This is a genomic window from Pseudomonas sp. LBUM1649, assembly GCF_059716155.1.
Map to the genome: position 1 here is coordinate 3,947,554 of NZ_CP166807.1, position 13,604 is coordinate 3,961,157.

At 59.0% G+C, this 13,604-nt stretch carries 7 protein-coding genes; 4 read left to right on the top strand and 3 right to left on the bottom strand.

What is annotated here, in order from left to right:
* Positions 1-163 precede the first annotated feature (163 nt).
* Both ACA058_RS18255 and ACA058_RS18260 read left to right on the top strand, forming a co-directional pair.
* On the top strand, positions 164-1,822 hold the full coding sequence (locus ACA058_RS18255; protein ID WP_497635274.1) for a nitrite/sulfite reductase: 1,659 nt from the start codon (positions 164-166) through the stop codon (positions 1,820-1,822).
* Positions 1,806-2,300 (top strand): DUF934 domain-containing protein, encoded by a 495-nt coding sequence (locus ACA058_RS18260; RefSeq protein WP_497635275.1) that lies wholly within the window; start codon positions 1,806-1,808, stop codon positions 2,298-2,300. The genes ACA058_RS18255 and ACA058_RS18260 overlap by 17 nt, the downstream gene beginning before the upstream one ends.
* A 35-nt stretch (positions 2,301-2,335) precedes the next feature.
* Here ACA058_RS18260 and ACA058_RS18265 read toward each other — a convergent pair whose 3' ends face one another.
* The 3 genes from ACA058_RS18265 to sohB form a co-directional block, all read right to left on the bottom strand.
* The gene (locus ACA058_RS18265; RefSeq protein WP_497635276.1) at positions 2,336-6,193 is read right to left on the bottom strand and encodes a dermonecrotic toxin domain-containing protein; all 3,858 of its coding nucleotides are present in this window, start codon (positions 6,191-6,193) and stop codon (positions 2,336-2,338) included.
* Positions 6,190-10,884: an NEL-type E3 ubiquitin ligase domain-containing protein gene (locus ACA058_RS18270; RefSeq protein WP_497635277.1), complete on the bottom strand. Its 4,695-nt coding sequence runs from the start codon at positions 10,882-10,884 to the stop codon at positions 6,190-6,192. The genes ACA058_RS18265 and ACA058_RS18270 overlap by 4 nt, the downstream gene beginning before the upstream one ends.
* 309 nt (positions 10,885-11,193) lie before the next feature.
* Complete coding sequence (sohB, locus tag ACA058_RS18275; RefSeq protein ID WP_497635278.1) at positions 11,194-12,216, bottom strand: protease SohB; 1,023 nt, start codon at positions 12,214-12,216, stop codon at positions 11,194-11,196.
* Positions 12,217-12,417: 201 nt separating this feature from the next.
* Here sohB and ACA058_RS18280 point away from each other — a divergent pair, with 201 nt between their 5' ends.
* Positions 12,418-13,128, top strand: coding sequence for a histidine phosphatase family protein (locus tag ACA058_RS18280; protein WP_497635279.1), 711 nt, complete (start codon positions 12,418-12,420; stop codon positions 13,126-13,128).
* A gap of 72 nt (positions 13,129-13,200) precedes the next feature.
* On the top strand, positions 13,201-13,515 hold the full coding sequence (locus ACA058_RS18285; protein WP_497635280.1) for an SCP2 sterol-binding domain-containing protein: 315 nt from the start codon (positions 13,201-13,203) through the stop codon (positions 13,513-13,515).
* The last annotated feature ends 89 nt before the right edge of the window (positions 13,516-13,604 follow it).

Here is a 13,604-nt window from a genome sequence, read left to right on the forward strand (position 1 = left end):
ATACTCAAACATCACTTTTGCGCATAACTGCAAACTGGTATCTTGCCCCCGGCTCCGTTGGGAGTGCGCGGCCGTGCGCGCAGAATTGCCGAGGCAGTATCGGCTTCAGCAAGCCAAAAAAGCAGCTGGAACCGACCGGCCCAAGCCTGAGAACAGGACTTATATGTACGTATACGACGAATACGATCAGCGGATCATCGAGGACCGCGTCAAGCAGTTCCGTGATCAGACCCGACGCTATCTGGCAGGCGAGCTGAGCGAAGAAGAATTCCGCCCCCTGCGCCTGCAAAATGGCCTTTATATCCAGCGCTTCGCGCCGATGTTGCGGGTGGCGGTGCCTTACGGCCAACTGACTTCGCGCCAGACGCGAATGATGGCCAAGATTGCCCGTGACTACGACAAGGGCTACGCCCACATCAGCACCCGGCAGAACGTGCAGTTCAACTGGCCGGCCGTGGAAGACATCCCGGACATCCTGGCTGAACTGGCCACCGTGCAGATGCACGCGATCCAGACCAGCGGCAACTGCCTGCGCAACGTCACCACCGACCAGTTCGCCGGTGTCGCTGCCGATGAATTGATCGACCCGCGCCCGTGGTGCGAAATCGTCCGCCAGTGGACCACCTTCCACCCGGAATTCGCCTACCTGCCGCGCAAGTTCAAGATCGCCGTCAACGGCTCGACCTCCGACCGTGCCGCCATCGAAGTCCATGACATTGGCTTGGAGCCCGTGCACAACGCCGCTGGCGAACTGGGTTTCCGCGTGCTGGTGGGCGGTGGCCTGGGCCGTACCCCGGTGGTGGGCGCGTTCATCAATGAATTCTTGCCGTGGCAAGACCTGTTGAGCTACCTCGACGCCATCTTGCGGGTTTACAACCGCTATGGCCGTCGCGACAACAAGTACAAGGCGCGGATCAAGATTCTGGTCAAGGCGCTGACCCCTGAAGTCTTCGCCCAGAAAGTCGACGCGGAAATGGAACACCTGCGCGGTGGCCAGACCACGTTGACCGAAGCCGAAGTGCATCGCGTGGCCAAACATTTCGTTGATCCGGACTACCAGTCTCTGGACAACCAGGCGCAAGCACTGGCTGACCTCGACAAGGAACACCCAGGTTTCGCCCGCTGGCGCACGCGCAACACCCTGGCGCATAAGAAGCCTGGTTATGTAGCCGTGACCCTGTCCCTGAAGCCAACCGGCGTCGCGCCGGGCGACATCACCGACAAGCAGCTCGACGCCGTGGCCGATCTGGCCGAACGTTACAGCTACGGTCAACTGCGCACTTCCCACGAGCAGAACATCATCCTGGCCGACGTCGAGCAGGCCAAGCTGTTCGCCCTGTGGGGCGAGTTGCGCGAGCAAGGTTTCGCCACGCCGAACATCGGCCTGCTGACCGACATCATCTGCTGCCCGGGCGGCGATTTCTGCTCCCTGGCCAACGCCAAGTCGATCCCGATCGCCGAATCGATCCAGCGCCGTTTCGACGACCTGGACTACCTGTTCGACATTGGTGAACTGGACCTGAACATCTCCGGCTGCATGAACGCCTGTGGCCACCACCACGTCGGCCACATCGGCATCCTCGGGGTGGACAAGAAAGGCGAAGAGTTCTACCAGGTTTCCCTCGGCGGCAGCGCCAGCCGCGACGCCAGCCTGGGCAAGATCCTCGGCCCGTCCTTTGCCCAGGAAGCCATGCCTGACGTGATCGAGAAGCTGATCGACGTGTACATCGAACAACGTACCGAAGACGAACGCTTCATCGACACCTACCAGCGTATTGGCATCGACCTCTTCAAGGAGCGCGTCTATGCAGCGAATCATTAAGAACAACGAAGTCGTCGACGAAACCTGGCACCTGCTGCCCAAGGACTTCAACATCGACGAAATCAGCAACTGCGACGACCTGATCGTCCCGCTGCAGCTGTGGCGCGAACACGCTCGTATGCTCAAGGCCCGCGATGGCGGCCTTGGCGTGTGGCTGGATGCAGATGAGGAAGCAGAAGAAATCGGTGAAGACGTGGGCCAGTTCCAGGTCATCGCCCTGAATTTCCCGGCCTTCACCGATGGCCGCAACTACTCCAACGCCCGTTTGCTGCGTGACCGTTACGGTTTCAAAGGCGAACTGCGGGCCATTGGCGACGTACTGCGCGACCAGTTGTTCTACCTGCACCGCTGCGGTTTCGATGCGTTCGCGATTCGCGCCGACAAGGACCCGTACGACGCCCTGGAAGGTCTCAAGGACTTCTCCGTGACTTACCAGGCTGCCACCGACGAACCGCTGCCGCTGTTCCGTCGCCGCTGACAACAAAAAGTCATGACCCCGACCGGGGTCATGCATCAATTCTCCCCGATCGGAAACGGTCGCCCCAGCGCCACCCAATCGTTGAACAGCCTCGCCCGGTCTTCCAACGCACTGAGAACTGCCATTGGACTGTCGAGTGACGCTCGCCCCAAGGGCATGTCCTGAGTCAATCGTCCCCAAAACTCAGGCGACGCATCGGCTTCGCTCAGTAATTGCCAGACACGAGCCTGCAGGTCCTGGTAGCGGACCTGAAATTCCGGGGTAAGACTGAGTGTGTGCATGGTGCCCAACAGTCGCGCACCGGCAGGCTTGAGCGCCGTTCGCTGCCAGATCTGCAGCTGCGCATCGCGCTGTGCCGCTTCAACTCCCTGCAGCCAGGCTGCTGGATCTGAATAGTGGTTGGCCGGAACATTCATCAACCACAAATTGATGCCGGTGCGCTCACGATGTACCACCAGGCGCTGCAAAGTGTCCTGATCAGTGAGCGGGTTGCTCCACAACATCACCCGATCCCTGGCGACGGCCTGGTTCAATACCGCCCGAGGAATACGGGTTATCTGGTTATGACTTAAATCGAGGAAAGTGAAGTACGGCTCATCCGGTATTCCTACCGGACAACGGGTAATTCGGGTATTCCTCAAGCTGAGCCTACGCAGGTTGTTCATGCCCAGCAGCACAGGCGGTACTGCCAATGGATTGTCACTCAGGTCGAGGCTCTGCAAGTTGCTCAGCTCACACAGTTGTGAAGCCGCGCGCTCATTGAATACCAGCCGGGTGGCGCGCAAGTTCAGTGAAGTCAGTTGTTTCAACTGGCCAATGACCGGTGGCAAGGAGCGCCCTTCACTTGCCACGAAGTAACGACGCAAATCAACCATTTCCAGGTTCAATACCTGGAGGTTTGGAAAGCTCTCGAGAAATCCATTGAGACTTTCCGGCACGTTCAGGTGAAAACCGCGCAGCGACAAGTCGATCACATCGTTGAACCTGATGTTCATGCTGGGTAATCGATGATATTCCTCGAAATCAAGCACCAACCTGACCCCGCAGAGTTGCCCGTCTACATACAGGCGATCCTGCACGGGGCCACGCTTTTGCCAGATGGCAACCAATTCTTCGGCAAGCTCTCTTCTGACCGCGCGTTCCTGTTCTGCAGCGATTTGCATGATATTGGCGTTTTGTTGGGCAATTTGCGCCTCGTTCATGCCTGCGGCCGCTTCATCACCCATCTCCAGTACGGTGATATCCATGTGCTGGATATCCTGCGTCACCTGGTCGATCCAGTAGCTCAGGTCAATGTTGATCTGCTGGAGTTCCAGGTTCAGCCGATCGATGTACGTCTGCAAGAATTCCCCGGCGTTCTGGATCAACTGATCCATGTCGGCCTCACTGATGTCCGGGTAGACATTCCTCAGCTGCAGCTTGCTCATCCGTAGTTGCAGTGCTTGCCCCTGCTCTGTGGACGGGTAGCCACCACCGCGCAGTCCTTCTGGCTCGAAGGTCATGCCCGCGTCCATCCTTTGCAGGCCGAGCAGTGTTTCAGAGCGGGAAATGGCCCGGTCGCCGAGTTTGATCCGCAGACCACTGGCGCCATCGGACGTAGAGAGCTGCAGTGCCGAACGCTCCTCATCCGTCAGCACGCCAAGCATGGCATCGAAGAAGTCCGTGGGCTGCTCGTTGCGCAGGTAGCGGTCATCCACCTTGATGATCTGACGGCAGTGAGCGGCATCCAGGGGTCCACATCGATCAACTACCCGAGCGGAAGATGGACCGTCGAGGATCTCGACCCGCAGATCACTCGGCCAGCCGGGGAGGTTTTTCAGGGAGTGCAACGCCAGCTTGTCCGAGTCGGATGTCGCTGCGGACCGCAGGAACAAACCTTCGTAGGCGCGATTTTGTCGCACATGCAGTTGATACTGGCGCGCCTTGCTATCCAGACGTGCCAACACCTGGCGGCTCTCCATTGCATCGGGTAATCGCTGGATATCGACACCGTGGCGGTCGAGCATTTGTTCGATCGCGCTTTTCGGCAGCCCGGGGTATTGCTGCTGGAACAGCCGGACCCACTCATGCTCCGACTCTTGCAGCGCCGCGTAACGGCTGTTGAACAGCGCCGGGCTGGCGGACTGTCCGAGTTCCTGTTCGAGCTTGAAACGGCTGATGGTGTCGGCCAGTAACGGAGTCGGCCGGCGGCCCGTCTGCATCAGCCGCAGCATGTCGTCATCCACTGCGCAGACCTTGGCGATCTGTGCCAGCGCTTCATCACTGAGGGACGCCACCGGGGAGCCGAGGCCACGCAGCAATTGCACCCGGGGCAGCGGCGCAGGGCTGGCGGTTGCGGGTGTAGTGACGGGTTGCGGTGGCGGCCCGTCGGTCAGCTCCAGCGCCGGAGCCTCACGCCCAGGGCCCCGCTGGGTGATGCCGCTGATTTCTCCCTCCAGCGCCGCCCCCATTACAGGAAGCGCGTTAAGCAAGCCAAACACCGTACGAGTAATGCCTTCGGAGCGTTCGCCGCGGGTTTGGCCATTGATTGCCTGGTCCAGACCATATCCGGCGTCAATCAGTCCAGCCAACGCCAGCACCCCTTCGCCTCCAGGAACGAACAAGGCAAGCGGCCCAAACCGGTTGACCCACTGCACGACCGGCTCGACGACTGAACTCAGGTTGTCACGGTTGACCTGTGCGTCATCGCGAATGCTGTCGACGCTGGCCCGGGCGGCCCGCTTCATGGACAGCACCAGTTGCGCAAAAGGATCGGTGTCTGGTGCAGGGTCGTCAAAGCCGATGTATTCGCTCGGGTCCCAATAACCGTCGTTGTTGAAAAAGCCGGCGTTGTTGCTCAGCCAGTGTTTGGCGGGGTAAAGCGACATGCCCTCCAGCGCCGTCACGACACCGGCATGAAAGGTTCCGTCCTCACGATCGTCTTCGGTAAAGTGTGATGCCAACGCCTGCCTGTTTTCACTCACCCTGCCCTGCGCGACCACCCACTGGTGCAAGGCGCTGGCATCGGCGAACTCATGCAACGGCGAAGAGTTGCCCGGGATGTACACCAGCATCCGGGGGCTGGAGGCGTCGCGCCAAGCCCAGATATCGGTGGCGCTATAACGGTAGAGTTTCAGCAAGCCGAATTTCACCGTCGATGGCGCCAGGGTCGGTGCTTGCAGTTGTTCGAGAGTCAACGATTCCCAGCGCTGATCAGGTTGCAAGCCTGCCGCCCGCAGCGCCAGTTCCAGGCCCTCCGGGCTCAGGCGTTGCTCCTGCCGCTGCAGCCACGCCGCCATGACAAACGCTGCCTTGACCGAGGTTCTCAGGCCACAGGGTTGGGGGGCGACGGGTACTTCATCGTCAGGCCAGGCCTGATCAAGGTACGTCGCATACAGGAACTTCAAGTCCAGTTCCCAGACCCACTTTTTGAAATCCGCAGGCCTCAGATCGATCTGCGTCAGCGGCCCATACACTTGCGGCGTGGTTTGGCGATAGATGCCTTCATAGGTCTGGTGATTGCCGCTGCCGTGGTCGGCAATCTCATCGACCTTGTCCACGATGCGTACGGCTGGCCCGACATCGGGCGGCGAGTACAAACCGAAGGCGTTCTCAGCGAAACGGCCGTCACCCACGGTTTGATAGTTGGACAGCAGCGTCTGCAGTAATGATCGGGAACTGGCCACACGGCCCTGCTCGACACCGTCCAGTGCAGGATGACCTTTGAAGTGGTAATCCAGGGTCACCAGCAAGGCCGTGGGCGGATTGATGTCCGCCCCCCACTTGTTCTTGATCAGACGCTCGGCAAATTCCCCAGGGGTTTGCGGCAAGGTCATGTCGAGTGCGGCTTTCAATGCGTCACGCAGGCCCGGCGAGCTCGGCGCATTCGCGTTGCCTTCAGATAGAGCGGTCATGACGCGGCCTCCGACTCAGCGCTGACACCGGGGACCACGGGTGCGGGATGACGAGTCAACGCCTGGGAAGTCAGCTGCCCGAACAATGTCCGTCGATCATTCTTGAAATTTTCGACAACGGCATTTGTGCGCTGGGTAGACACCTCTCGGGACAGCTGAGGCTGTTCCTCGATTTGCGCAAAGCCCAGCGCCGCCCGGTCGGTGATCGCCAGGAACTGATCCGGGTGAGACGCTTGCAGATACTCCGTCCAAAATCTCTGCGTGAGCATCCATTCCTGCAACGCGCTGGTGCCTTCGGCGGTCAGCACGCTCTGATAAGCCTGCTCCAGGGTCGCCGGGGAAACTTCAACGCTCCATCGTGACAGAATCGCCCGGGGCTGAGATGGCAACGCCAGGCGTTCGGCCAGGCCCACGCGATAGGCCAGGCTGATTTCCAGGGCGTGGGCGTAGGTAGCAGACGCCGAGCCGGGCCGCGCATTGATATCCGCCAGCGCTATCCCTTCAACTTCCTGCAGCCTGAACAAGCCCCGGAGCAGAGTAATGAGTTGCTGCTCCAGCGACTCGATGCCGGTGGTGGCCGCCACCATGGCCCGGTAGCACAACACTTGCACCTCCATCTCGCTGAAGATGGCCGAGTAACCATCGGCGCTGAACCGGCCGACCTGAGCCTGGCGAAACAGCGAACGTCGCAGCCGATCATCGGTGGCAGCGGCCTCCATGACATTCCAGACCCGCGCACTGAAGTGGCTGTAGACATGGGTGAAATCGGCAGTGTTGGACAGCCGGGCCAGCACGTCGAAAAAGCGCGTTGAATCAGGGTAGGCCTGCAATGAATCCCACAGCCTTTGCCTGCGCTGCGCCTCAACCGAGCCAAGTCCCACCAGCCAGTCCAGGCTCTGCGCCCGGGTCGGGCTATATGTTCCGGGCCTGCGGTACTCGGAGGCAATGATTCCCAGACTCACGCCGGTTTTGCGCTGGTGCTCGGCGACCTTGTTCAGGGAGTCGGCGGACAACGGGTTGCCATGAATATTGATTCCCCTGTTCTGCAACGCGTTACCCTTGAACGCCTCATCCGGCAGGGTCTCTATCTGGTTGTCGCGCAAGTCGAGTTCGCGCAGCTGCAGCAGTTTCGAGACTCCCGCAGGCCACTGGGTGATCCCGGTCCCCCGCAGGTTCATTTGTTCCAGGTGTTGCAGTCGGCTGACATCGGGGACCCTGGTCAGTGGCGCATTGAACGACAGATCTATCGACTCCAGACGGGTCATACCTGCCAACAGCGTCACCGACTCGGTGGTCAGCTGGATCAGGTTATCGCTCAGGTCCAGCTGCACCAACCTGGACATGTCACCCACGGCCAGCGGCAACCTGGTCAAGTGATTGCCGCGCAATGACAAGTGGCGAAGATTGCGAAAGTTGTGCAAAAAGGCGTTCAAACCGGCGCTGGCACCAACGCCGTTCATCACCAGGCGGCCGACATGACTGAAGTCGCCGACAATGACCGGCAAATCGCCCAGGGGCTGGGCATCAAACATCAGCGTGGAAAGGAGCCTATCGCCGGACTCGGTGAATTCGGGCTCTTTGCGCCAGCAGCGAATGATCGTCTGGGCGGTGCGATATTTGCCGATTCTTGCGACCTCCTCCCTTGAGCCATCGGGCTGTTGGTGCCAGGTTTTGCGCGCAACCCACTGGCTCAGTACCTGCCGGATCGTTTGAAATTCCAGCCGCAACGCTTCCAGCCTGGCCAACACTGCAATCACGTTGGTCCCCAGGGCATTCACCAGTGCATCAATCTTTGCCGGGGAATGCAGCGGATACAGCTCCAGCGCCCGACGTACCACGACATCGTTGCTGGTATTGATGAGCATAGGGTCCGGTCTGCCGGCTCCAAGTCCGGTAACAGGTCGGTCGGCCAGTCTCATGGGAGACGTATAGCCCGACCATAGCGGCAAGGCATCGACGACTTGCGCAATGGCTGTTCGCCGGGTCAAGGCCAACTGGGTTATTTTCTGGCGCAATGCGGCGCCGGCGTCCTTGGAGCTCACTCCCAACGCTTTCTTGCGTTGGACCGAGAGTCCGTGCCATAGGGCCTCGAAATAGCGCTCGCGCGTACGTTTGAGAAATGTTGTGGAAGTTGTCTCGGCATCAACCGAGACCCGGTACCCATCAGCCAGAACGTCGACTCGCACCTTCTGCGCAGCTTGTGCCGAGCCAATACTGATTGACCGGTTCACTGCACCTGATGACTCGCTTATCCGCACCCACGCATCGTTGGTCCAACCCGGAAGTTGCTTGAGGGTATCGAGGACCAACTGGTCCGTGGACAAGCCTCCCGTCGAGCCCAGGTACAACCCTTCATAAGCCCGACTCAGATGCGTCACCTGCAGATAGCGGCGCGCCTCCTCAGCCAGCCGCAAAGGTACGTTGCCAGCCTCCAGAGTTTCCAGTTCACCCGCTTCGGCATATCTCAGCAGTTCCTCGGCAATGGCCCGGGGTAGAGGGGTAAATTGCCCCATCAACAGCGTTATCCGGGCATCACTGGTCACTTCGCCGCGCTGGTAGATGCGCTCGAACAGCTGTGGCTTGTGACTTTCAGCCTGTTCGGCGATGATCCTGGCCAAGGCCGTTTTCTGGACTGTCGCGTCCGTAGAGTTGGTGCCCAGAAGACTTTCTCGACGCGTCTTGTCCAGGGCCGACAGCAACGAGGCCTGGAGTTGCCCCCTGCGCAACACGTCCTGATTGAGCGTGATGATTTTCCCCGCCCCGGCAGTGATCGTGCCATGAAGATCGACTTGCCGACCGGCAGCATTGACCACCTTTACTGCGTAGATGCCCGGCCAATGGCTGGAAGCAGTGAGCAGGTGCAATTGCAGGTCCGGGTCTGCCTGGGAAGCCCTGGACGGGTCGTTGATCTGCTCGATAAAGTCCGTGACTGCGGCGTCGTCGCGAAATCGTTGCACCGTATCGACCAGCAATGCCGGAGGTTGACTGCGGTCGACGTGGGCCTGACGTAACACAGAATCATCGATGGCGCACACGGAAAGTATTTGCCGGGCCGTGGTATCGGACAGCTCATCGCGGCTGTAACCGAAACGGCGGAACAATTTGAGCCGGTCCCATTCTTGCGGCAGCTCCGAGTCATGGCGCCATGCACCCATATCGTTGGTTTCAAGCAAAGGTGAATAGGCCTCGTCGCTTTCCACCGGGGGCAGCACTTCCCATAGATCCGTGGCGGCTTTCGGGCGAACGGCATACAGGCCGGTATCGATTGGCAGGTAGGCCTGGCCGCCCAGCCAGTGCAGGCCCCTGGCGTCCGCTGCCAGTGTCCTGGGCAGGCGCAGGCTCTGCTGATATACCGCCAGATCGGGATTCCACAGGCGCCCCCGGGAGTTCTTGCCGGGGATCTCCCGCAGGCGCTCGACGAAAACCGAGGTCCTGATGGATTTGAAGGTTCTGCCAGCGGCCGCCGTACCTGCCGCGAGAGCCGCCATCAGAATCAGGTTTTCCAAGGTGTCAAACAGGCAATCGGTCGCCTGTTCCTGCTCGCCCCTGGCCCAACTGGCGATTCCCTCATACACCTCTGACAGCGTCTGCAGGGCGGTCAGAGCCAATAGAATGTGGCCAACCACCGGTACGAAAGAGGCACCAAACAAAAGAATGTTGAGGCCGATGTTTTTGTAGGTCTCAAGTCTGTCGAGGCGGGTTTTTTCGTCTTCATCGTCCGTTGGCACCACCAGTAGCCGCGAGTCCGCAAGCACCAGACTGGAGTGCTGACGAAACATCTCCTGAAACGGATCACCCTGGATGTCTGCGCCAGAAACGCTGACGAAAATACTGCTCGCAGGTAACGGTGAACCGCTGGGCAACGCCAGGCCTTTATCAAGGTCTTGCAGAAACGCCGAGCGCTCACCCAGTTTGATGTAGCGCATGAAACGTTGGCGGAAATCGTTAACCCTCAATCTCTGACTCAACTCCAGCTCAAAATCACTGAACGAGGCGTATTCCTTCAACGGGTGCAGCGGGTCATCCGGCAAATAGACCACGCAGCGGTTATCGTCATCATCGTGTTCGTCTACAGGCCCGATAAACAGCGCGCCATTGATAGTCACATCAAACATCTTCAACGCCTGGTAACCCAGTGTATTGTTGCCCAATTTGAGCGGTTGTTGAGATTTGACGACCTGCAAGGCCTTGTGCATTTCAACACTGATGGCCTTGTTCATCAGCGCTACATGCCGCTTCACGTCAAAGCTGTTCTTCGCGTGCGCAACATACTTCCCGGATAACTCGTCCGCCTCGGCGGCAGGCTCAAACATTGATTTGATATGTGCCTGGTATTGCTTGCCCAGATCCAGTTTGCGGCATAACAACGCAAACTCATGGGGTTCGATGGCCAGCACCTTATTGACACTGCCGGTGATTTTTTCGGGAATATATAGGGTGGATGTATCGCTGTAGTTTGCGGAGAGGGTTTCGCTGAGTTCGAAATTCTCGCAGGCCGCAGACAGCAAATCCCGATCAATCGGCAATACCAGCTTTTTGCGCAATCCCAGCAGGCTGGAGGTAGAGCGTACGTGCTGGAACACCACGCCCACTGTTTCAAGTGGCGTGCCCAGCTGGTCCGACATGGCTTTGGCGAGTAGCGGAGTGCAGAAGCTTGAAGGCGATTGCAGTCCCTTCAGGCGATTGGCCAATTCACTTCTGGAGCCATGGCTGGCGGTCAAGCTGTCATGGAGTTCACGGCGAAGTTCACTTGATGCGGTCAATAACCAGGCGGGGACATTGGATTTTATCAGGTCAAAAAAAACACCCTTTTGATCTGGCGTCAAAACGGGAATGTTGGGCGTTGCGGGTTCAGCAGGCATGATAGATCACTCGAAACTGACGGAGAACATCAGCTTATCGAGCCTTTTTTTTAAAATGCCCTACATATGTATAGCCAAAAACAAAACGGCCCGTTTCATTGCGCAACAATGAAACGGGCCGAATGTTAATTGCCGCTGTTACCAGAAGCGTTGTTGAGTCAACCGGCTCCACCAGCTCAGCAGCAGGCGATCGACCGAACCGCTGGCCGCCATACCGATACGTTCCTGCAAGCTTTTACGTTCGGCATAGTGCAAGTGATACAACTCGGATTTTTTCGCCCGATCGGCCAGGTACTCGTCGCTGGTCTTGAGCTCGTCCACCAGTTGCAGGTCGAGCGCCGCGATGCCCAGCCAGATCTCACCCGTGGCGACCTCATCGATGGCCAGTTGCGGGCGATAACGCGAGACAAAGTTCTTGAACAACTGATGAGTGATGTCCAGGTCTTCCTGGAACTTTTCCCGGCCCTTCTCGGTATTTTCGCCAAACACGGTCAAGGTGCGTTTGTATTCACCGGCGGTCAGGACTTCGAAATCGATGTCGTGTTTTTTCAGCAGGCGATTGACGTTGGGCAACTGCGCCACCACGCCGATCGAGCCAAGAATGGCGAACGGCGCGCTGATGATCTTCTCGCCGATGCACGCCATCATATAGCCGCCGCTGGCCGCGACCTTGTCGATGCACACCGTCAGCGGCACGCCAGCGTCACGGATGCGCGCCAGTTGCGACGACGCCAGGCCGTAGCTGTGCACCATGCCGCCACCGCTTTCCAGGCGCAGCACCACTTCGTCCCTGGGCGTTGCCAAGGTCAGCAGCGCAGTGATTTCGTGACGCAGGCTTTCAGTGGCCGAGGCCTTGATGTCGCCGTTGAAGTCCAGCACGAATACCCGGGGTTTGGCGTCGGGCTGTTTCTTCTGTTTTTTCTCGGTCTTGGCCTGGGTCTTGCGCAAGGCCTTGAGCTGGTCCTTGTCGAGCAAGGTTTGCTCCAGGCGTTCGCGCAGCCCCTTGTAGAAATCATTGAGTTTGCTGACCTGCAACTGGCCGGCCGACTTGCGTCGACCTTTGCTGCGCAAAGCCGCAAAGCTTGCCAGGACCACCAGGATGGCGATCACCAGGGTCACGGTCTTGGCCAGGAAAACGGCGTACTCGGACAAAAACTCCACAGGGACTCCTTAAACGTTGCGCGGCATGCAAGCGCGCGGGATACCACCAGCATACCCATGCGCCGCCCCTGCTACCAGCCGTGAAACCTTTGGCAACAGGCCTGTAACGGGCATTTCAAACAAGCGTATGTTTTTTCATTGACAGCTCACCGTCATCCCCATAACCTCGCCAAACCTTCAACGTACCGGGATGACGCGGACGTGGGCAGCATCTATTTGATTCGACATGGCCAGGCCTCCTTTGGTGCAGACGACTATGACGTCCTGTCGCCCACCGGTATTCGCCAGGCAGAAATCCTCGGCCGGCACCTGGCCGAACTCGGTATCAGCTTCGATCGGTGCCTTTCCGGCGACCTGCGCCGTCAGCAACATACGGCCAATAGCGCGCTCGAACAATACGCCGCCGTGGGCCTGCCGGTGCCGATCCTGGAAACCGATTCGGCATTCAATGAATTCGACGCCGACGCGGTGATCCGCGCCCTGCTCCCGGCAATGCTGCCAGACGAGCCCGAAGCGCTGAACATTCTGCGTAACGCCGCGCAAAACCGCGCCGAGTTCCAGCGTATTTTCGCCCTGATCATCGAACGCTGGCTCGCCGGCACCTATGACACTCCGGGCCTGGAAAGCTGGCTGGGCTTTGTCGAGCGCGTGCGGGCCGGTCTGCACCGCATCCTCGAACAAGCCGACAACACCCAGAAAATCGCCGTATTCACCTCCGGCGGCACCATCACCGCCCTGCTTCACCTCATTACCCAAATGCCGGCAAAACAGGCTTTTGAACTGAACTGGCAAATCGTCAACACCTCGCTCAACCACCTGAAGTTCCGTGGTCGCGAGGTGGCCCTGGCTTCCTTCAACAGTCATGCGCACCTGCAACTGCTGAAGGCCCCGGAACTCATCACGTTTCGCTGAGTCCGGACTATTGTGACTGTAATCACCCAGCTCTTATTACCCTGCTCTAATTACCAAAAAAAGGATCAAACCATGACCTCCGTAGCTGATGCCGTACAAGCAATGAAAGCCAAGTTCAACCCAGCCGCTGCTGCCGGTCTGGACCTGGTCTTCGGTTTCCGCATCGACGAAGACAAGAACTTTTCGCTGGTCGTCAAGGACAGCACCTGCGAACTGCTGGAAGGCGAAAACCCGGACGCCCAGGTGACCCTGGTGATGGACGGCGAAACCCTGCAAGACATCGTCAGCGGCGAAACCGACGGCATGCAAGCATTCATGGGCGGCAAACTGCGCGCTGAAGGCGACATGATGCTGGCGATGAAACTGTCCGAGCTGTTCCCGGCCTAAACGCGCCGCTTGCGGCTTTCGCAAGCACGCCTGGCTGCAAACGAATCCCGCCCCTTGTGGCGGGATTCGTCGTTTTCGGCGCCTGAAAA

Bases quoted from the DNA above. Each gene is read 5' to 3' on its own strand.
- ACA058_RS18255 (WP_497635274.1), top strand. From the start codon at position 164: ATGTACGTATACGACGAATACGATCAGCGGATCATCGAGGACCGCGTC.
- ACA058_RS18260 (WP_497635275.1), top strand. From the start codon at position 1,806: ATGCAGCGAATCATTAAGAACAACGAAGTCGTCGACGAAACCTGGCAC.
- ACA058_RS18265 (WP_497635276.1), bottom strand. From the start codon at position 6,193: ATGACCGCTCTATCTGAAGGCAACGCGAATGCGCCGAGCTCGCCGGGC.
- ACA058_RS18285 (WP_497635280.1), top strand. From the start codon at position 13,201: ATGACCTCCGTAGCTGATGCCGTACAAGCAATGAAAGCCAAGTTCAAC.